This window comes from Actinacidiphila cocklensis (assembly GCF_907177275.1).
In the GTDB taxonomy this organism is placed as follows: domain Bacteria; phylum Actinomycetota; class Actinomycetes; order Streptomycetales; family Streptomycetaceae; genus Actinacidiphila; species Actinacidiphila cocklensis.
The window spans coordinates 1-19,174 of sequence record NZ_CAJSLV010000104.1 but is presented as its reverse complement, the minus strand read 5'-3'; the positions used below and the strand labels follow the sequence as shown (position 1 = coordinate 19,174).

17 protein-coding genes and 2 pseudogenes are annotated in these 19,174 nt (G+C 72.4%); 9 read left to right on the top strand and 10 right to left on the bottom strand.

The features are described from left to right. The first annotated feature begins 10 nt into the window (after positions 1-10). From NFU81_RS36495 to eccCa, 3 genes are all read left to right on the top strand, one after another. Positions 11-682, top strand: coding sequence for a type VII secretion system-associated protein (locus tag NFU81_RS36495; protein WP_251500206.1), 672 nt, complete (start codon positions 11-13; stop codon positions 680-682). A 55-nt stretch (positions 683-737) separates the two neighbouring features. Next, a complete protein-coding gene (locus NFU81_RS40925; protein ID WP_274038186.1) occupies positions 738-1,259 on the top strand; it encodes a YbaB/EbfC family nucleoid-associated protein in 522 nt (173 codons plus the stop codon). A gap of 146 nt (positions 1,260-1,405) precedes the next feature. Further along, positions 1,406-5,434: a type VII secretion protein EccCa gene (gene eccCa / locus NFU81_RS36485; protein ID WP_251500204.1), complete on the top strand. Its 4,029-nt coding sequence runs from the start codon at positions 1,406-1,408 to the stop codon at positions 5,432-5,434. A 169-nt stretch (positions 5,435-5,603) separates the two neighbouring features. On the opposite strand, the gene NFU81_RS36480 is transcribed toward eccCa, so the two are convergent. Then, the gene (locus NFU81_RS36480; RefSeq protein ID WP_251500200.1) at positions 5,604-5,807 is read right to left on the bottom strand and encodes a hypothetical protein; all 204 of its coding nucleotides are present in this window, start codon (positions 5,805-5,807) and stop codon (positions 5,604-5,606) included. A 432-nt stretch (positions 5,808-6,239) separates the two neighbouring features. Here NFU81_RS36480 and NFU81_RS36475 point away from each other — a divergent pair, with 432 nt between their 5' ends. Continuing rightward, complete coding sequence (locus NFU81_RS36475; protein ID WP_251500197.1) at positions 6,240-6,734, top strand: TetR/AcrR family transcriptional regulator; 495 nt, start codon at positions 6,240-6,242, stop codon at positions 6,732-6,734. Here NFU81_RS36475 and NFU81_RS36470 read toward each other — a convergent pair. From NFU81_RS36470 to NFU81_RS36445, 6 genes and pseudogenes are all read right to left on the bottom strand, one after another. Beyond that, a complete protein-coding gene (locus NFU81_RS36470) occupies positions 6,704-7,411 on the bottom strand; it encodes a DUF4232 domain-containing protein (protein ID WP_251500195.1) in 708 nt (235 codons plus the stop codon). The two genes, NFU81_RS36475 and NFU81_RS36470, sit on opposite strands and share 31 nt — an antisense overlap. Before the next feature lie 137 nt (positions 7,412-7,548). After that, positions 7,549-7,932: a beta/gamma crystallin domain-containing protein gene (locus NFU81_RS36465; RefSeq protein ID WP_251500192.1), complete on the bottom strand. Its 384-nt coding sequence runs from the start codon at positions 7,930-7,932 to the stop codon at positions 7,549-7,551. Between the two features lie 73 nt (positions 7,933-8,005). Then, positions 8,006-8,695, bottom strand: a complete 690-nt coding sequence (locus NFU81_RS36460; protein ID WP_251500189.1) for a response regulator transcription factor — start codon at positions 8,693-8,695, stop codon at positions 8,006-8,008. A gap of 106 nt (positions 8,696-8,801) precedes the next feature. Continuing rightward, complete coding sequence (locus tag NFU81_RS36455) at positions 8,802-9,554, bottom strand: class II glutamine amidotransferase (protein ID WP_251500187.1); 753 nt, start codon at positions 9,552-9,554, stop codon at positions 8,802-8,804. Between the two features lie 91 nt (positions 9,555-9,645). Then, the gene (locus tag NFU81_RS36450) at positions 9,646-10,434 is read right to left on the bottom strand and encodes an amino acid ABC transporter permease (protein WP_251500184.1); all 789 of its coding nucleotides are present in this window, start codon (positions 10,432-10,434) and stop codon (positions 9,646-9,648) included. A gap of 344 nt (positions 10,435-10,778) precedes the next feature. Further along, positions 10,779-11,379 (bottom strand): annotated as a pseudogene (locus NFU81_RS36445) (amino acid ABC transporter ATP-binding protein); the annotation flags it as partial. Positions 11,380-11,515: 136 nt separating this feature from the next. Between NFU81_RS36445 and NFU81_RS36440 the strand changes: the two are divergent. After that, complete coding sequence (locus NFU81_RS36440) at positions 11,516-12,445, top strand: LysR family transcriptional regulator (protein WP_251500181.1); 930 nt, start codon at positions 11,516-11,518, stop codon at positions 12,443-12,445. Positions 12,446-12,543: 98 nt separating this feature from the next. Here the strand turns inward: NFU81_RS36440 and NFU81_RS36435 are convergent, their stop codons facing one another. After that, positions 12,544-13,461: a CPBP family intramembrane glutamic endopeptidase gene (locus tag NFU81_RS36435; protein ID WP_251500178.1), complete on the bottom strand. Its 918-nt coding sequence runs from the start codon at positions 13,459-13,461 to the stop codon at positions 12,544-12,546. Between the two features lie 340 nt (positions 13,462-13,801). On the opposite strand from NFU81_RS36435, the gene NFU81_RS36430 reads away from it, so the two are divergent. Then, positions 13,802-15,127, top strand: a complete 1,326-nt coding sequence (locus NFU81_RS36430; protein ID WP_251500175.1) for a sensor histidine kinase — start codon at positions 13,802-13,804, stop codon at positions 15,125-15,127. Further along, entirely contained in the window at positions 15,124-15,816 is a 693-nt protein-coding gene (locus NFU81_RS36425; RefSeq protein WP_251500171.1) for a response regulator, read from the top strand. The genes NFU81_RS36430 and NFU81_RS36425 overlap by 4 nt, the downstream gene beginning before the upstream one ends. A 508-nt stretch (positions 15,817-16,324) precedes the next feature. Here NFU81_RS36425 and NFU81_RS36420 read toward each other — a convergent pair. After that, the gene (locus tag NFU81_RS36420) at positions 16,325-17,305 is read right to left on the bottom strand and encodes a GlxA family transcriptional regulator (protein ID WP_251500167.1); all 981 of its coding nucleotides are present in this window, start codon (positions 17,303-17,305) and stop codon (positions 16,325-16,327) included. A gap of 115 nt (positions 17,306-17,420) precedes the next feature. On the opposite strand from NFU81_RS36420, the gene NFU81_RS36415 reads away from it, so the two are divergent. Together NFU81_RS36415 and NFU81_RS36410 are read left to right on the top strand one after the other, a co-directional pair. Then, positions 17,421-18,386 carry an NADP-dependent oxidoreductase gene (locus tag NFU81_RS36415; RefSeq protein ID WP_251500164.1) on the top strand — a complete coding sequence of 322 codons (966 nt, stop codon included), beginning with the start codon at positions 17,421-17,423 and terminating at the stop codon, positions 18,384-18,386. Between the two features lie 29 nt (positions 18,387-18,415). Then, positions 18,416-18,736, top strand: coding sequence for an NIPSNAP family containing protein (locus tag NFU81_RS36410; RefSeq protein WP_251500161.1), 321 nt, complete (start codon positions 18,416-18,418; stop codon positions 18,734-18,736). 309 nt (positions 18,737-19,045) lie between these two features. Here NFU81_RS36410 and NFU81_RS36405 read toward each other — a convergent pair. Next, positions 19,046-19,174, bottom strand: a pseudogene (locus NFU81_RS36405) (helix-turn-helix domain-containing protein); the annotation flags it as partial.

The window sequence follows — 19,174 nt, the reverse complement described above, 5'->3', positions numbered from 1 at the left end:
GCCGGTGGAGATGAGCACGACCGAGGGCGTACGCACCGAGGGGCGGTTCGGGCTGCCCGGGGGCGGGGACGGGGACCGGCACGGCGACCAGGTGCCGGAGATGCCCGACGTACCCGACGACGTCCGGGAGGCCGCCCGGCGGGCACCCGGCAAGTGGCTCCCCGTGGTGGACCCGGCCTGGTCGGGGGAGGGGGACCCGCCCGACTGGGCGCGGCTCGGCTGGTGGCGGTCCGACGAGGCGGGTGAGGTCGCCGAGTGGCGGGACAACCCGGAGTACGCGCCGTCGCCCGCAGCGCTGGGCTGGCCGGAGCCCGCGGACCCGGTGGACGCGGCCGTCCAGCCGGCGGTGACCGGCTGGGGCCCGGCCGAGGAGGTGCCCCGGGCGCTGGCCCGCACCCGGGCCGTCTTCCGGGCGCCCGGCGGCGGTCCGGCGACTGCGGTGGCGCCCGACGACGTGACGCCCGTCGTCCCCGTCTTCACCTCGTCCCACCACCTGGAGCAGGCCGGCCGGCTGTCCTTCGAGACGCTGGAGCTCGGTGAGATCCCGGACCGGCTGCCCGAGGGCCATGTGGTGTACCTGAACCCCACCGGCACGGTGAGCATGACCGTCGAGACCGCCGAACTCCGCGCGGCGGTGGCCGAGGCAGCCGCGGAGGCCGGTGAAACCGCCGCCGTACCGTGAACCCGGCGCCGGACCCCGTAGCGGCACGCAGCGCCACCCGACCGAGGAGAGACCCATGTCCGAGAACCTTGCCGACCACTTCGCCGCCCTGGCCCGCGGCGCCGATCGGATACGGGACGGCGTCACGGACGCGCAGTCCGCGCTGGGCGCGATGGAGGCCACCGGCCACGGCGGCGGCGGCCTGGTGCGGGCGACGGTGTCCGGCCAGGGACGCCTGGTCGCGCTGGACATCGACCCGTCGGTGATCGACCCGCAGGACCCGCGCACCCTGTCCGAGATGGTCATGGCGGCGGTGAACGCCGCCAACGAGACGATGGCGGCGCAGCGTGCCGAGCGGATGAACGAGCTGACCGGCGGCCTCGCCGAGATCGTCGACCAGCTGCACGGGTCGCTGGCGCCGGGCGGCAGCGTCGAGCCGATGTTCCCCTCCCGCCGGCCCGGCAGCCGCCGCCCGCCGCTGCAGTTCCCGTCGGAGCTGCCGGACATACCGGGGATGCCAGGTATGCCGGGGGCGCCGGGCGGGAACGGGCGGCCGGGCGGGGGGAACGGCGCGAAGGGCCCCGACCGCCGGAGCTGAACCGGTGTCCCCGATCGGGAACGCCCCGGGCGCAGGAACGGGGGCTATCCGGTGGGGGACTCCGGCTTCTACGGTAAGAACGCTCCATGACCGGCGGGGGCCGGATCCCGCGCCCCCACGGCCACCGCGACGGACGAGAATCGCTGATGTCCCGGATCATCTTCCACCGGCCCGCCAGGGTCCTGCCGCCGCAACTGCCCACGGAACCCGTGCTCCTCGCGGCGCCGCCCCAGCCTGTCGGCCGGGACGCCAACAACTGGCTGATGCTGCTCATGCCGCTGATGACCAGCTTCAGCATGGCCGCCTACCTGATGGCCGGCGGCCGCAAGCTGCTCATCCTGCTCGGCATCTGCTTCGTGGTCGTCTCCATCGGCACCACCTTGGGCATCCGCCTGCAGCTGCGCCGCAACGCCCGCCGGGACAAGCTGCGCGCCCGCGACCGCTACCTCGCCCACCTGCTGGAGGTGCGCCGCACGGCCCGCCAGGTCGCCGAGAGCCAGCGGGTGGTGGCCGCGTGGGCGTACCCGTCGCCCTACCGGCTCTGGGCCATCGCGACCCGCCGCCGCCGGGTGTGGGAACGCCGGGTCACCGACGCGGACTTCCTCAGCGTGTGCGTCGGCGTCGGCACCGCACCGCTGGCCACCCCGATCCGCATGGCCACCCGCAACGACCCCACGGTGGAGTACGACCCGCGGGCCAAGGCAGCGGCCGATCGGCTGATCGCGTCCATGTCGACTGTCGGCAGCCAGCCCGCCACCGTGGACATGTCCCGGGGCGGCGTGGTCAGCGTGCTCGGCCCGACCGAGGTGGCCAGCGGTGTCGCGCGGGCCGTGGTCTGCCAGATCGCGGTGCTGCACGCCCCCGACGACGTGGGCCTGGTGGTCGTCGGCGACGCGGCCGCGTGGGGGTGGACGAAGTGGCTGCCGCACACCCACGAACCGGAGGCCACCGGGGAGGCCGGCGTCGTCCCGCTGGTCGCCGAGGAGTTCGAGGGCGTCGCCGGCCATCTGCGGGGCGCGCTGGACCGGTTCGTCGAGCAGCCCGCCGTGCGCCGCGGCTACATGGACCGCGACGCGGTGGACACCCGGCGCCGGCTGGTCGTCGTCCTGGACGGCTACGACCCCCGTGCCGGCTGGGCCCGTTCGCAGATCGCCGCGGAACTGCTGGCGGCGGCCGGGCCGGAGAGCGGCATCACGGTGCTGTGCGTCGTCGGCCGGGAGCAGGACGAGCCGAGCCGCGCCGACGTGCGGGTGCGCGTGGACGACGCGGGCGCGCTCACCCTGGACGTCCGCACGGACCCGCGGGGCGGACCGCAGCGGCCGGAGGTCGCCCATGCGCTCGCCGAGTGGCCCGAGGTCGTGCTGTGCGAGTCGATCGCCCGCGAGCTGGCCCCGCTGCGGCTGTCGGTGGAGGGCGAGGAGGTCCTGGCCCAGGTGACGTCGCTGCCGCGGATGCTGGGCATCGGCGATGTCGCCGACTTCGACCCCGAGTCGCTGTGGGTCGAGCCCGACGACGAGGCCGTGCTGCGGATGCCGCTCGGGTTCGACGGCAACGGGCAGCCGCTGATGCTGGACCTGAAGGAAGCCGCGCAGGGCGGCATGGGCCCGCACGGCCTGGTCGTCGGTGCCACCGGCTCCGGCAAGAGCGAACTGCTGCGCACCCTCGTCACCGGCCTTGCGGCGACCCACTCGCCGGAGCTGCTGAGCTTCGTGCTGGTCGACTTCAAGGGCGGCGCCACCTTCGCCGGACTGGCCGAACTCCCGCACGCCGCGGGCATGATCACCAACCTCATGGACGACCTGGCGCTGGTCGACCGGGTCCGCGACGCCCTCGTGGGCGAGCAGCAGCGGCGCCAGCGGATCCTGCGGGACGCCGGCAACATCGACAACATCCGCGACTACCAGCTGCACCGCGCCGCCGGCCGCACGGCGCCGGACGGCAGCCCGCTGCCGCCGCTGCCCTACTTGCTGGTCATCGTCGACGAGTTCGGCGAACTCCTCACCAGCCGACCGGAGTTCATCGAGCTGTTCGTGCAGATCGGCCGCGTCGGACGGTCGTTGGGCATGCACCTGCTGCTGGCCACGCAGCGCCTGGAGGAGGGCCGGCTGCGCGGCCTGGACGCCAACCTGTCCTACCGCATGTGCCTGCGGACCTTCTCCGCCGCCGAGTCCCGCGTCGTCATCGGCACCCCGGACGCCTACCAGCTGCCGCCGATCCCCGGCTCGGCGTACCTCAAGGTCGGCGACGCGGTGTACGAGCGGTTCCGCGTCGCCCATGTCTCCGGCCCGCACCGACCCGCCGACAGGCCCGCCGAGGGACCGGCCGCGGCCCCGCCGGCCGTCTTCGGTCTGCGCGTGCCGCCCGTCCCCGGCGCCGAGCCCGCGCGGTACGAGGAGCAGGCGCACCCGCAGCCCGTGATCGGCGGGCCCACCGAGATGCAGGTCATCGTGGAGCGGCTGCAAGCCGTCGGCCAGACCGCCCACCAGGTGTGGCTGCCGCCGCTGCCGCCCGCGCTGCCGCTGGACGACCTCACCGGCCCCGCCACCGCCCGCCCCGGCCGCGGCCTGACCGCCGAGTGGTGGCCGCAGCGCGGCGAGCTGCGCTTCCCCGTGGGCGTGTCGGACATCCCGTCCCAGCAGGTCCAGCAGCCGCTGGTGGCCGACTTCGTACAGGCCGGCCACCTGATGGCGGTCGGCGCGCCGCAGTCCGGGAAGAGCACGCTGCTGCGCACGCTGATGCTGTCGGCGATGCTCACCCACACCCCGGACGAGGCGCAGTTCGCGTGCCTGGACTTCGGCGGCGGCTCGCTGCTCCCGTTCGAGCAGGCCCCGCACGTCAGCGCAGTCGCAGGCCGGCACGACCTGGCGCAGGCCCGGCGCATTCTCGCCGAGGTCAACCAGGTGATCGCCGAACGCGAGTTGCACTTCCGCGGGATGGGCATCGACTCGGCCACCGAGTTCCGGCGCCGGCGCGCCGCCGGCGGCCTGCCGCAGCGGATGCGCACCGCCGACGTGTTCCTCGTCATCGACAACTGGGCGGCGGCCAGGAACGAGCTGGAGGACATCGAGACGGCGGTGCTGGACATCGCCAACCGGGGCCTCGGCGTCTGCGTCCACCTCGTCCTCACCGCCAACCGGTGGGGCGACGTCCGCACCGCGCTGCGCGACGCCGTCAACGGCCGGCTGGAGCTGCGGCTCAACGACCCCGGCGAGTCGGAGGTCGACCGGCGGATCGCCCGGGCGTTCGGCGCCGTGCCGCCCGGCCGCGGCCTGGCCCCGCCCGGCATCCAGTACCAGGTGGCGCTGCCCCGGCTGGACGGCCGCGCGGACATCGACGGGCTCGCCGACGCCCAGGCCGACGTGCTGGCCAAGCTCGCCGATGGCTGGGAGGGCGCCGCCGCCCCGGCCGTCCGGATGCTGCCGGAGCGGCTGGCCGCCGCCGAACTCGACCTGCCCGCACGGGAACCGTCCGGTGTGCCCATCGGCATCGCCGAGCACGACCTGAACCCCGTCTACCTCGACCTCGCCGGCAACGACCCGCACTTCGTGGTCTTCGGCGACTCCGGAGCGGGCAAGACGGAGTTCCTGCGCACCTGGATCACCGGGACGATGGCCCGACACACCTCCTTCGAGGTCCGCTTCATCCTGTTCGACTTCCGCCGCGGCCTGCTCGGCCTCGTCCCGCCGGAGTACCTGGGCGCCTACGCGGGCGACGCCGGCACGGCCGCCTCGTTCGCCCAGGCCGTCGCGGACAAGCTCGCCGAGCGGCTGCCGCCGCCCGACGTCACCGTCGCGCAGCTGCGCGACCGCAGCTGGTGGCAGGGGCCCGAACTGTACGTCGTCGTCGACGACTTCGACCTGGTGTCGTCCGGGCGGCAGTCACCGCTGGCGCCGCTCGTGGACTACCTGCCGCAGGCCCGCGAGCTGGGCTTCCACATGGTCGTCGCCCGCCGGGTGGGCGGCACCGCGCGCCGTCAGATCTCCGAACCCGTCCTCGGCCGGCTCCAGGAGCTGGGCACGGACGGCCTGGTGCTCTCCGGCGATCCGCGCGAGGGCGCCGTCCTCGGCGACCAGCGAGCCCGGCTGCTGCCCCCGGGCCGCGGCGTCCTCGTCCGCCGCTCGGCGCCGAAGGCCCTGGTCCAGCTCGCCCTGGCAGACGACGCCCCGGGCGCCTGAGGCGTGGCGGACGACGCGACGGCCTGCCGCAAGTGCCGCGCCACCCGCCCCACTTGACTGCGCGACGGACATCGTCGGCGTAGGCCCGAGGCTGTTCCCAGGCGGCGAACTGCCCGCCGGCGCGGTGCTCGACGTATTCGCAGACGTTCAGGAACGCCTCGGCGTAGCTTCACGGCTCCGGTGTGGTGGCGCGCGGGAACACGGAGAGCACGGTCGGGGTGTCGAACCGGTAGGGGAGGGCGACCGGTTCGGCGCAGGTGGTGAAGGACGTGTCGATCGTGCCGGTGACCCAGTAGGTGTTGACCCAGGTGAGCAGCTCGTCCGGGAAGAGGCCGACTCGTCGGACCAGGCCTCCGGTTTCTCGACGATCCACGCCGCGAGGCCGGCGGGCGAGTCGCACGCTGCGGGCGACGTTTGTGAGGTGCAGGGCGGGCCACCCTGTCCGGGTACTCGGCCGCGAGGATCTCGGTGACGGTGCCGCCCACGTCACCGCCGGACAGCGTGTACCGCGCGTGGCTGAGCTTCTTCAGGGCCTCTGCCACGATCCCGGCGATCCGGCGGGCCGACATGCCCGGGGCGATGAGCGGGGCGGGAGAAGGGGAAGAGCCGTTCCCGTATCCCGTCGTTCATGCGCGAGATGCGGCCGCCACCGGTCAGCGGATTCTGGACCACGCGAACGCCAGTTCGTGCAGCACGGATACACGGCGGTCACGGTCAAAGGCGTGGCGGACGCGGCCGGGGTGTCACCCGACCTCATCACGGCTACTTCGGCGGAAAGGACGGCCTCTTCCCAGCGGCGACCCGGGTGGAGATCCCGGTCGCCGGCTCCTTCGGCGGGGACCGGGCCACGCTGGGTTCGCGCCTCGCGGCGAGCATCGTCCGGCGCCGGTTCGGCGAGCCCGGGGACGACCCGCTGCTCGTGCTGAAACGCGCCTCCGGCGAACGCCCCGAGGCGGCGGAAGCTCTGGCCGCCTTCCTCGACGCGAGCTCGCTCGAACCACTGCGCCACTACCTGCGCGACACCGGCGTGGACGACGCCGACGCCCGCAGCCGTGCCGCTGCGATCGACGCCTTCGTGCTCGGCGTCTCGACCCGCCGCCGCGTCCTGCGCTCCGAACCCGGTGACCCGCCGATCTCCAGGCCTGGCCGGCCGCTATCCAGCGCCTCGCCGACGGCGCGTGAGCTGTCCGGACGCGCCGTCGGATCCGTGCGGGAGCGGCCGTTCCCGGGCCGTGCGGCCGAGGACGCCTCAGCGGTCCCCGGCCTCCGTCACCTGCCGGCCACCACGGGGCCGACGTAGGTCCCCGGGTGGGTGGCCCCGCTCTGGTCCATGACGTCGGCGAAGCCGTCCCACTTCAGGGTGGTGGAGTGGGTCTCGCCGGGCGGGGTCACCAGGATGCTCGCGGCATGGAAGGCCGCGGAGCCACCGGAGTCGTTGGCGTCGTAGGGCAGGTAGGTGATCTCGAAGGAGGCGGCGGCGCCGGGCTTGAGCGTCACCTTGGCGGCGCTCCTGGCCTGCCGGACGAGCGACCAGTGGGTGCCCTTGTTGCTGACGATGTCGAGCCCCGGGAAGCCCTGCAGGGTGCAGGTGCCGCTGCCCTTGTTGGTCAGCACCACCTCGATCCCACCCGGGCTGCCCACCGCTTGGGCCCCGCTGTCGGGGCCGAAGGTGAAGCCGAGGTTCGAGGTCTGGCAGCGTGCGGTGGCCGCGGTGCCGGTGGTGGTGCCCTTCGCGGTGGCGGTGGTGCCGCCGTCGTCGGACGTCGCCGACGGGGTGGCAGTGGCCGCGTCGGGTGTGGCGGTGGCCGTGGCCGTTCCCCCGTCGGCGCTCGCCACCGCCGAGGTCTTCGGCGTCCCGTCGCTCCCGTCGGAGCCCTTCCCCGACGTGTCCCCCTGGCAGGCCGTGAGGGCGGCGCCCGCCGCGAACACCATGCCGACAGTCGCCGCGATCCGCAGGTTGTGCAGCCGAGCAGACATCAGGAATTCTCCCAAGAAGTAGATGTGGCTCTCGCCATCGTGATTCGTCCTGGTGGCGCCCTCGACACGGCAGGCCCGTACCACTCGCCCGCGAGCGGTACGGGCCTGCCGCACGGTCGGGCGCTATGTCGACCACGTCACCAGATCACCAGCGCGGTCACGCGGGCAGTGAGACCGAACGACATGCCTTGGGTCTGCCACTTCTCCAGGGTGATGGCGTTCTGGTAGCCGTTCGCGTCTATGGTGTAGAAGAACGTGACCTTGTTGTTTCCCGAATGGAACTCCGCGATGTCGCCGAGATTCACGTCGATCGCACCGGCGTTGGCGTAGCACCTCGGCAGGCCGTTGGACGTTGTGATGCGTGCGTACTCGTCAATGGTCTGGGGCCAGTGGCAGTCAACGGAGTTGGCCGCGGCGGCGGGAGTCGCCGGAATCATGAGGGCCAGGCCGGCGGCGGCTATCGCTGTGACGGCGATCTTCTTGGCCAGTCCTTCAACTCTGAAAGTGTGGTTCGTTTTCACGGTAGTTCCTCCGGTCAGGAATCGGGGAGTTGCCCGAACATTCGTGGCGGATCTGCGGCGGCACAGTGCCGGGCTAGAAAGCGGGCTTTCCGGTGGAGGCGGTGGCGGCCGGGTCGGCCCATGCCGCCTGCGGCTCGTCCTGAAGCAGCCCCAGTTCGATGGCCTTGCGGGTCAGATCGGCCTTGTTGCCCACGTTGAGTTTGCTCCGGATACGTTTGGCGTAGGTGCTGACCGTGGCCTCGGTCAGGTTCATCCGCCGGGCTATCTGTCCGTGTGTCAGCCCTGCCGCGATCCAGCGCAGGGTTTCCGACTCGCGGCGGGCCAGCGCCGACGCGGGCGCGCCGTGCGGCTGCCGCAACTCGGCGTGCAGTCGCGGGGCGAGACGGGCATCGACGTGGATGCCCGCGCCCGCCACCGTCATGACGGCGCGCAGCAGCTCCTCGTCGTCGGCCTGCCTGCTGACGCAGCCGTGCGCGCCCGCACGCAGCAGGTCGGTCACCGACTCGCTGCCGCCGAAGTCCGAGACGACCAGGACCCGGCCATGGGTGGCGAGGCGGCGTACGCCCTGTGTCAGACCCCGCTCCTGGTTCTCCGGCGGCCCGTAGACGACGGCGTCGACGCGCAGGTCCACCGAATCCGGTCCGCCGGGTTCCGCGACGAGGGGGGTGAGATGGCACAGGGGACTGCTCGACAGCAGGCTCTCCAGGCCTCGGCGCATGAGATCGTGGTGCTCGAATACGGCGACGTGTGGTATGTGCGACATAGGGCTCCTGTGGCTCTCGGTGATCTCCCGGTGGGTCGGTTTCCGGGAATCTGAAGGCCGTTCCTCCTCACGTGCGAATAGCAGGGACCTTCCAGCGGCGCCTTCCTCATCCGGCGTGCACCACAGTGCTCAGGCCGTCGCGGCGGATTTCCAGGACGTGGCCCTCGGGAAGGGTCGTCCAGGCCGGCGGATCCTGCGGCCACCCGGTGGAGGCGACCACCACCGCGTCCGTGCGGACGCGGTATTTGAGAGCGAAGAAGGCGGGGCCGCGGCGGTGTATGACGTCGGAATGCGGGTCGTGCGCGGCGTAGGCGTAGAGCGCGTCCGGGGTGAGCAGCATGCAGTTGAGGCTGGCGGAACTCCTCGCCAGCGACCGTATGTCGGCCACGGTGGACATGATCGCCTTCTGCGCCTCCATACCGGAGTCCATGCGCAGCCGGATTCCGAGCGAGAAGCGTTCGCTGTCGGTGCCGCCCTCGGCGGTGGCCAGCGCCTCCTCGCCGATCATCGAGTCGAGGCAGTCGACCGGGGTGAAGTCGCCGTTGTGGGCGAAGGCGATCCGCTGGTCCCCGAAGGGATGGGTGTTCCCCGGTATGACCGGGGATTGCGGGCTTGCCATGCGGATGTGCAGCAAGGCGCTGTCGGTGGTCAGTTCGCGCACCACCCGCCGGAGGCGGGGACTCACGTCGGCGCGCACCGGCTCCTTGACGGCCGCGATCGTGCGTTCCGGGGTGACGGACGCGACACCCCATCCGTCGGCGTGCTCGCAGGCCATGGTGAAGAAGGGGCCGAGATCATCGGCGAGCAGCTCGCTCAGAGGAAGGGGCTCACGGGCGACGACACCCAGTAGCCGGCACATGCGCTCAACTCGTTTCTGTCGCGGGGGAAGCGGCCTGGCGGGGCACTCTCCTCCATGGGGAAGGAGGCGAGGACGGTCCCCAGGACGCGGTTCAGGTGGCCCGACCGGTGGTGGGCCAAGCGCTCGGCTCAGCGTGTTGCGATGCGGCGCCGCCCTGGGCGGCCGAGCCTTCGTTCGAGGAGTCCGGCGGCTCCGGCCACGGCGTTGTTGAGCAGGACGTAGACCAGTGCGACACCAGATAGCCCTGGATGACGGTGTGGTTGTACTCGCCCAACACCTTCGCGGAGTTGAGCAGTTCGAGGAAACTGACGACGTATCCGAGGGTGCTGTCCTTGAGCAGCCGCACCAGCTGGCCGACCAGGGACGGGGCGGTCTGGCGGATCGCCTGGGGCAGGACGACCGTGCGCATGGCCGGCCAGTAGCGCAGCCCGAGGGCGTACGCCGCCTCGGTCTGGCCGCGTGGCAGCGCCCGCACGCCGGCCCGGAAGATCTCGGCGAACACCGCTGCGTTGGTCAGCGCGATCGGCCAGACCAGCTGCCAGAAGAGCGCCATCCGGAAACCTGTGCTCGGCAGGCCGAGCAGGAAGGCGTAGATCAGCAGGAGCAGCGGCACGGACCGCATGACCTCGACGTACGCCGCGGCCGGCCACCGCAGGAAGCGGGTTCGGGACAGCCGGGCGACCGCCAGGAGGGCACCCAGCGGCAGTGCCAGTGCGGCGCTGACGAGGGTGACGCGGACGGCGGCCCACAGACCGGTGAGAAGGTAGCGCAGGACCGGGGCCTGGACGAAGAGCCGCCACCTGGCGGCGTCCAGCTGGCCGTGGGCGGCGAACTGGCGTACGGCGACCGCCACCAGCAGGGCCAGGACCGGCAGGGACACGGCGGTGGCGATCCTGATTCCGGCCCGGCCCCGTGGTCCTGGCGGGTCGAACAGGGACCCTTCGGTCTCCGCGCGGGCGACCAGCCGGGCTCGGACGCCACGGACGCGCGCGGCCGGTCCGGGCTCCCGGCCGGCAGTGCCCGCCACGTCCGGAACGGCCGGCGCGGGGGTTCCGGTGGCGCCGTTCGCCGTCATCGCAGCACCGCCAGCCTGCGCTCCAGCCAGCCCGCGCACTGGCCGATGACGAGCGTCATCGCGACGTAGCAAAGTGCCGCCGCGCCGAAGGTGGCCAGCCGTTGGGCGTACTGCTGGTCCAGCAGCTCGGTCTGCCCGGTCAGCTCCTGCGTGACGCCCTCGGCCGCGAGCTCGACCAGCACGTCGAGTACTTCCTGGATCATCTCCGGGTCGAGCGCGGACGTGGGCTCGTCGCAGAGCAGCACCTTGGGGTCCATGGCCAGCGCCCGCGCGATCGCGACCCGCTGCTGCTGGCCGCCGGACAGCTCGCCCGGATACGCGCCCGCCTTGCCGGCGAGCCCGACCCGGTCGAGGAGTTCCATGCCGCGCTTCGCCGCCTGCGCACCGCACCCTGACCGGGGCGAGCGTCACGTTGCTCAACACGGTCAGGTGCGCGAAGAGGTTGAAGGACTGGAAGACCATGCCGGCGTCGGCGCGGAGCCGGGCGAGCGCGCGGCCCTCGGCGGGCAGCGGGACGCCGTCGATGATCGTTCCCGAGTCGATCGTCTCCAGCCGGTTGACGCACCGGCACAGGGTGGACTTGCCGGACTTGGACGGACCGATGACCACGACCACTTCGCCGGCTGCGACGTCCAGATCCACGTCGTGCAGGACCTGGTTGTCGCCGAAGGACTTGTTCACCCCCGCGATCCGCACCAGCGGCGGCCGGGGTCGGCCGGGTGGGGAGGGGGAGCGGGTTTCCGGGTTCATGGACGTGCTCACGGGAACTCCTGCAGAAGGGACATCGGGACGGTCCGTGGCCATGCCGCTATTCCACCGAACAAGGCCTTGCCGCGTCCAAGGAGGGTATTTTCGCCGAAACATCGAAATCTCTTATGGTTCAAGGGTGTTGGACATACGCCAACTGGAGGTGCTGGCGGAGATCGCCCGCACCGGGTCGTACACGGCCGCCGCCGCGTCGCTCGGCTACACCCAGCCGGCGGTGAGCTACCAGATGCGGCGGCTGCAACAGACGGTGGGCGCCCCGCTGGTCACCCGGGCCGGCCGCGGCGTGCGGCTGACGCAGACCGGGCAGGCCCTGGCGCGGCACGCCGAGACCATCTTCTCGGCGCTCCGGGCCGCCGACCAGGACATTGCCTCGCAGGTCGCGCGGGGCGGCGGCCTGGTGCGCACGGTGTCCTTCCAGAGCGGCTGCGTGTCCCTGCTGCCCGAAGTCGTCGGGCGGCTGCGGGACCGCCACCCCGACGTGCACATCACCCTCACCCAGGCCGAGCCGGTCCAGGCGCGCGAGCTGATCCGGTCCGGCGCGGCCGACCTCGGTCTGCTCTGCAACTGGGCCAACGAGGACGTACCCGAGGGCGAGCAGGTGATGATGCGGGTGCCGCTGATGACCGACCGCCGTTGCGTGGTCATGCGCGAGGACCACCCTCTCGCCGGCCGCTCCGAGATCGGACTGGCCGAACTCGCCGATCACGACTGGGTGATGGAGAGTTTCCGGGACCGTTTCGAGGCGGCCTGCACGAACCTGGGTTTCGAGCCGCGCATCAGCGCCACCGTCGACGACTCCCACACGGTGCTGGCGCTGGTCGGCACCGGCCTCGGCATCAGCCTGATGAACGAGATGGCGCTGCGCAGTCATCTCTGCGACGGCCTGGTCTACCGTCCGCTGCTGGACTGGCCGTTGCGCCGGACGTACGCGCTGCTGTGGCCCGACATGGTGGGCGTCCCGGCCGTCGCCGCCGTGCTGGCGGAGATCCGCCGCGCCGCCCGGCTCGCCCAGGGGGAGATCTCGGCCGCGCCGGGCCCCGGCTGCTGACGGGCCCCGGTCGCAGCCCTCCGGCCCCGCTCCGGTGATCGGCACAACAACCTCCTGGATGTCCGTCAGTTCCCGGTGAACCGTGTTCGCCACGGCCCTCACGCGACTTCGGCGCGCGTGCGGAGCCGGTTGCGGCGCTTGGCGAGCACCAGGAACAGCACGGTCGGCACGGCGCAGACCAGGATGGCGAAGATGCTGGCCTCGGGGCCGAAGCTGCCGCCGCTCAGTGCCTGCGGACCACTGGTGGAGGCGTGCAGCAGACCGCCGGTGTGGCTCCCGGAGCCGGACACGTCGGTACCGAAGACGCCCTCCTCGGCCATGTTCCACCCCAGGTGCACGCCGATCACCGGCCACAGCGAGCGGGTGGCGGCGTAGAGCGAGCCGAGCATCAGCCCGGCCTCGACGGCGATGGCCAGCGCGCCCCAGACGGTCGCGTCCTTGTTGAGCAGGTGCAGGCCGCCGAAGAGGAGCCCGGAGACGACCAGTGCCCCCCACGTTCCTGTCTTCTCCTCCAACACCCGGAACAGCGCGCCGCGGAAGGCCAGTTCCTCGGTGACCGCCGCGCAGCTCATGAGCCCCAGCGTGGTCAGCGCGCCCCCGAACGAGCCCCAGCCGTGCACGTGGTAGCTGCCGGTCATCGCGACCAGCGCGATCGTCACGGCGAACAGCGCCCCGCCGGCCCCGACGCCCCGGCCCAGCTCCCGCCGGGCCCGCTCGGGCGCCAACTCGTGCGTCCTGCGCCCCTCCAGGTACCGCACCATGTGGACGTAGGCAGCCAGGGCGAGCCCGCCGGTGGACACCCCGGCGATCAGGGCGGTCAGCGGGGTGCCGTCGGCGACATCGTTGATCCCGTTGGTGATCGCGCCCACGGCCAGCATCAGGACGAACAGCACCGGCAGCCGCGCCCACGCGGACGCCGCCCAGCGCGGGGTGCGGCCGTTGCCCCGCTCGGTCGATCCGGTCCGGTCGACACCACGTCCGCTCTCACGGATCGGGTGCTGCTGGTTGGACGACATGGATGGCTCCTCAAAGGCCTGCTCACGGTGAGCGTTTCTTCGCTTCCGAGGACGAAAAACTATGGGTCGCGACCGCCGCGGGTCGTCACCACCCGGTGGGCATCTGCCGCATCCGCCGGTCCCCCGAGGGAGCTACCCGGCTGTTCTCCCCCGGGGGACACCGTCCCCGCCGGCGGGCGCTACGGTCACGTGCGGGGCCCGTCCGGCCTCGCGGATTCGTGCGACGTGGACGCCGGACGGGTCCGACCGTGACGTGCCGAACTCCGGCCCGCGCACGACGGCTTGGTTCTCGTGACGCCCAGCCGGACCGACTGCTGCAACTACCGGAACGTGGACGACGATGGACGACGAGTCAGCCCGCGGGGCACCACTCCCCGCGTCCCCCCTGCCGGCGGACCCCGCCCGTGATCCGCGGCCGGAAGGGGAGGCGCAGGCGCCGGACTCCAGCCGTTCCGCGCGCGTACGCCCGTGGTCCACCGCGCCCCTCCGGCTCCGCGTGCTGTCCCGATGGTGGGGATCACGCCCCGCGGCCACCCGGGACCGCGAGGTCGCGGTCGTCTTCACGGTGCTGTCGTTCGCGGAGCCGCTGGCGCGGATCGGGGCGCAGTTCGGCGACCTCCCCGCCCACCGTGCCTCCGCCGCGAGCGTGCTGCTGGCCCTGGGGCAGGCGCTGCCGCTCGCGGTGCGCACCCGGTGGCCCGGCCTCTGCCTCGCGGCGGTGGGTATCTCGTTCGCGGTCCACGAGTCCCTCGGCTGCCCGCCGACCTTCGCCAGTCTGGGGCTCTACATCGCGCTGTACTCGGTGGGCGCTCACCAGCACCACCACCGGCGGGTGGTGCCGTTGGCGGCCACGGGCGGACACGTGGTCTTCTGCGTCACGCTGCACGCACTGGGCTCGCCCAACACCTGGACCGACTTCGTGGTCTTCTACGTCGCCCTGGCGGCGATGTGGGGGCTGGGCGTTCTGGTGCGCGGCCGGCGAGCGCACGAGGCCGAACGCCGGCGGCTGTCCGCACAGGCCGCCATCGCCGAGGAACGCAGCCGTATGGCACGGGAGTTGCACGACGTGGTGACCCACCATGTCACGGCGATGGTGGTGCAGGCCGGCGCGGCGCAGTACCTCACGGCGTCACCGGACCGGGTTCACGAGGCTCTAGAGGCCATCAACGGCACCGGCCGCCGCGCCCTGGCCGAACTCCGGTTCCTGCTCAACGTACTGGAGGCGACCGGCGAGTCGCCGTCCCGGACGCCGACGCCGGGCCGGGTGTCCGGCCTGGTGGAGCAGGCACAGGCGGGCGGCCAGCCGATCGAACTGGTCGAGGACGGAGAGCCGGCGGCCACGGACACGAGTGTCCGACTCGCAACCTACCGGGTCGTACAGGAGTCCCTGACCAATGCGGCGAAATACGCCGCGGGCGAGCGGACGCTGGTGCGGCTCGCGCACACCCCCGCCTGGACGGACGTCGAGGTCACCACCGCCGGGACGACCGGCGGCGCGGCCGGCTCGCCCGCCCTCCGCCACGGTGGCGCGCACGTCTCCGGGGGCCGCGGCCTGACGGGTCTTCGAGAACGGGTGGAAATGCTGGGCGGAGAGTTCGCGGCGGGACCCCTCCAGGAGGGCGGGTTCCGCGTGCACGCGCGCATACCGGCAGGAGGCGCCGCATGAGTGTGCCGGCCCCCGCCATCAGGGTTCTGGTCTGCGAGGACCAGGCCCTCGTCCGGGCCGGATTCGTCACGATCTTCTCGGCCCAGGCCGACATGGAAGTCGTCGGGGAGGCCGCGGACGGTCGAGAGGGCGTCCGCAGCGCGCAGGAGCTCGAACCGGACGTCGTCGTCATGGACATCCGCATGCCGCTGCTCGACGGCATCGAGGCCACCCGTCACCTGGCCGGCCCCGATTCCCCCAGCCCTGCGAAGATCCTCATCGTCACGACCTTCAACGTCGACGAGTACGTGTACGAGGCACTCCGCGCCGGCGCCAGCGGCTTCATCCTGAAGGACGCCCCGCCGCCCGAACTGGTCAACGCCGTACGCACGGTCGCCCGCGGCGAGTCCCTGCTGGCCCCCGCCGTCACCCGTACCCTGATCGGCCGCTTCGCCGAACGCGTACGCCCCTCCGCCGCGCCGCCGTCGCCGGAACGCGAGCGCCTGAAGGTCCTCACCCCCCGCGAGCACGAGGTGCTCCTCCTCATCAGCGAGGGCCTGTCGAACGCGGAGATCGCCGCCGAGCTGGTGCTCAGCCCGGAGACCGTGAAGACCTACGTCTCGCGCATCCTCACCAAACTCGACCTTCGCGACCGCGTCCAGGCGGTGGTCCTGGCCTATCGGGCGGGGCTTGTGGGGGGCGGTGACTGATCCCGTGCCCGCGACGGGATGTCCTCCCACCCGCTCGTCCTCCAGGTGAGCCACCCCGGATGTCCGATCCGGATCCTGGCTCTACGCCACCAACTGGTGGTGCTGCAGCGCCAGACGGCAGGCCCCAACTCACGTGGTCCGACCGGGCACTCCCCACGGCGCTGCTCCACCACCCAACCCGCGGTTCGGGCGCTGTCGGCGGTGGTGGGGCAGCAGGTGCCGGCTGGGCAGGGGCGGCACTGGCTCTTGGTGAGCCGGGCCACGTGCTGCACAGCCCCGTACAAGTCCTCGAACCCGGCTGAACAGCGGCTTCTGCAACGACCTCCGGCTCGCGCGGGCAAGACCAGCCGCGACTTTCTCTCCCGTGCCGCCGAGCCGTGCGGGCTCATCACCCCGGCCCACTGGCCGGAGCACGGGGCCGCCGAGGCCCCGCGAGACGACGACGGCTTCGCCATCACCGCATGGCCCACCTTTCCGCGCGGCTGATACGGATGGGCGGTAGGCGTTGTCAGCCTGCCGTCATCGGTTCCCGTGCGCGGTGGGCGCGGCGGTAGGCCAGTGGTGACAGGCCCATATACGTGTGGAAGTGTTTGCGCAGGGCGACGGGGTCGCCGAAGCCGCAGGTAGTGGCGACGCGCGCGACGGTCAGGTCGGTGGACTCCAGCAGCAGGCGCGCGTGCGCGAGCCGCCGCTGTGCCAGCCACTTCAGCGGGCTGCTGCCCACCTCACTGCGGAACCGCCGGGTGAAGGTGCGCACGCTCATGTGCGCGTGGCGGGCCATGTCCTCCAGTGTGACCGGGTCGGCCAGCCGGTCCAGCGCCCACTGCCGGGTCGTCGAAGTGGAGGAGTCGGTTTCCTGCGGAACCGGGTGCTCGATGAACTGTGCCTGCCCGCCCTCCCGCCACGGCGCCACCACGCAGCGCCGCGCGGCCGCCGAGGCCACCGCCGCCCCGTGGTCCCGACGGACCAGGTGCAGGCACAGGTCGATGCCGGCCGCTCCGCCGGCGGACGTCAGGATGCGTCCGTTGTCGACGAACAGCACGTCCGGATCGACCTCGACGTCGGGGAACAGCCGCGCCAGTGCGTCACACAGCGCCCAGTGCGTGGTGGCCCGCCGGCCGTCCAGCAGACCGGCCGCCGCGAGCAGGAACGCCGAGGTGCACAGGCTGACGATGCGGGTCTGCGGTCCTATCCGGTGCAGCGCCGCGGCGAGTTCCTCGGGGAGCGTGCCGGTGGCGAGCAGGTGCCGGCTGGGCTCCTGGGTGGCGAGTACGACGGTGTCCGCGGTCTCCAGCAGCGACTCGTCGTGGTCGACGACGATCCGGTAGTCCTCGTGCGTGCGCACCGGCCGGCCGCCGAGGGAGCAGGTGCTGACGGAGTACAGGCGGGTCCCGTCCGGTTCACAGGCCTCGTTGAACACCCGGGCGGGGATGCCCAGGTCCAGCGGCAGGACTCCGTCGAGGGCGAGAACGGCAATGCGATGCGGCATGGCCGGAATAGTACGACAGGTGGCTCCTCGGCCACTCACCCGCCTCCGCGAGCACACGCCACTCTTGCTTCCGCCGGGACACCACGGTCCCGGCGAAAGGAATAGTGAGACGGACATGAGCGAGCACATCATGCGGGCTGTCACCGTCAGGGAGTTCGGCGCGGCGGAGGTGCTGACCGTCGAGGAGGTCGCGCGCCCCGAGCCGCTGCCGACCGAGGTGCTGGTGCGGGTGTACGCCGCCGGCGTCAACCCGGTGGACTGGAAGACCCGCGAGGGCCAGGGCATGGCGGGACTACAGACGTTCCCGCCGGTCCTGGGCTGGGACGTCTCCGGTGTCGTCGAGGAGGTCGGCTTCGGCGTCACCACGCTCGCGCCCGGCGACGAGGTGTACGGCATGCCGTGGTTCCCGCGCGCCGCGAACGCCTACGCCGAGTACGTGACCGCACCGGCCCGCCAGTGGGCCCGCAAGCCGGCCACCCTTGACCACGTGCACGCCGCCGCCGTGCCGCTGGCGGCGCTGACCGCCTGGCAGACCGTGGTCGACACCGCCCACGTGCAGGCCGGCCAGCGCGTCCTGATCACGGCCGCCGCCGGCGGGGTGGGCCACTTCGCGGTCCAGTTCGCCCGGCACCTGGGCGCCCACGTGATCGCCACCGCCAGCGCCGCCCGCCGTCCCTGGCTGAAGGAGCTCGGCGCCGACGAGACCATCGACTACACCACCACCCGCTTCGAGGACGCCGCCGCCGACGTCGACGTCGTCATCGACCTGGTGGGCGACGCGCACGACCGGACCAGCACCCGCTCGCTGAAGGTCCTGCGCCCGGGCGGCCTGCTGGTGGCCGTCCCGGCCGGCGTCTCCCCGGAACTGGCCGAGGCCGCCGAGGCGGCCGGCGTGCGGGTCACCCCGTTCCTGGTCGAGCCGGACGGCGCGGCGCTGACCACGATTGCAGGCCTGGTCGACGCCGGCGAGGTCGTCGTCGAGGTGGAGGAGACCTTCCCGCTGGAGCAGGCCGGCACGGCCCACGCCCGCGGCGAGGCCGGCCGTACCCGCGGCAAGCTCGTCCTGACCATCGCCAACTGACCACCCGCGCGGAGAGTTCGGAGAACAGCGTGTACTACGAGATCCGCCGCTACCAGGCTCGGTCCGGACGCCGCGAGGAGTGGGTGCGATACATGGAGGACGTGGTCATCCCGTTCCAGGCGTCGCTGGGCATGGACGTGACCGCCTCCTTCGTCGACACCCAGGACGAGGACGGGTACGTGTGGATTCGCCGGTTCGAGGGCGAGGCCCGGGGTGAGGCCCTGTACGCGGCCGTCTATGAGCACGAGCGCTGGAAGAACGAGATCGGCCCGGTCGTCCACGGCCTGCTGATCCCCGAGAAGGCCGTCGTCACCCGCGTGGCCCCCACCCCGGCCTCAGCCCTGCGGTGACCCGGATCCGGGGTGCCGCATCGGCCACCGCACGGCCGGCGGCAGCGGGGCGCTGCCGTCTCCGGTGCGGTGCGGAACGCCTCGATCAGGTAGGCGGCGAAGCGGCGGGAGGTCACGACCCTGTGGGGCTCAAGAATAGGATTCCGCCGCTGAGCTGCGGGTTCGTGGTGGTGTTAGATGGTGTTCTGGTACTCGTTGATGAGTCCGCCGAGGACTGCTGTGCGGTGAACGTGGTGGTGGGCGAGGTCGATGGGGCGTGGGGGTGTGGCTTGGGTTTGTGATGGAGAGAGCTGGGCCAGGGCGCGGTGAGAGGGCCCGGGTGATGGTGGAGCGGTCCACTCCGAACCAGCAGGCCAGCACGTCGTGGGTGACCCCGAGGCGAAGATGGACAAGCGTGGCCAGCAGCCGGTCGATGAACACCAGCCGGTGCTTCGCGCC

Excerpts from the sequence above, each read along its gene's own strand:
- NFU81_RS40925 (WP_274038186.1), top strand. The coding sequence starts at position 738 with ATGTCCGAGAACCTTGCCGACCACTTCGCCGCCCTGGCCCGCGGCGCC.
- NFU81_RS36415 (WP_251500164.1), top strand. The coding sequence starts at position 17,421 with ATGAGCGAGCACATCATGCGGGCTGTCACCGTCAGGGAGTTCGGCGCG.
- NFU81_RS36420 (WP_251500167.1), bottom strand. The coding sequence starts at position 17,305 with ATGCCGCATCGCATTGCCGTTCTCGCCCTCGACGGAGTCCTGCCGCTG.
- eccCa (WP_251500204.1), top strand. The coding sequence starts at position 1,406 with ATGTCCCGGATCATCTTCCACCGGCCCGCCAGGGTCCTGCCGCCGCAA.
- NFU81_RS36425 (WP_251500171.1), top strand. The coding sequence starts at position 15,124 with ATGAGTGTGCCGGCCCCCGCCATCAGGGTTCTGGTCTGCGAGGACCAG.
- NFU81_RS36495 (WP_251500206.1), top strand. The coding sequence starts at position 11 with ATGAGCACGACCGAGGGCGTACGCACCGAGGGGCGGTTCGGGCTGCCC.
- NFU81_RS36455 (WP_251500187.1), bottom strand. The coding sequence starts at position 9,554 with ATGTGCCGGCTACTGGGTGTCGTCGCCCGTGAGCCCCTTCCTCTGAGC.
- NFU81_RS36430 (WP_251500175.1), top strand. The coding sequence starts at position 13,802 with ATGGACGACGAGTCAGCCCGCGGGGCACCACTCCCCGCGTCCCCCCTG.
- NFU81_RS36460 (WP_251500189.1), bottom strand. The coding sequence starts at position 8,695 with ATGTCGCACATACCACACGTCGCCGTATTCGAGCACCACGATCTCATG.
- NFU81_RS36435 (WP_251500178.1), bottom strand. The coding sequence starts at position 13,461 with ATGTCGTCCAACCAGCAGCACCCGATCCGTGAGAGCGGACGTGGTGTC.
- NFU81_RS36470 (WP_251500195.1), bottom strand. The coding sequence starts at position 7,411 with ATGTCTGCTCGGCTGCACAACCTGCGGATCGCGGCGACTGTCGGCATG.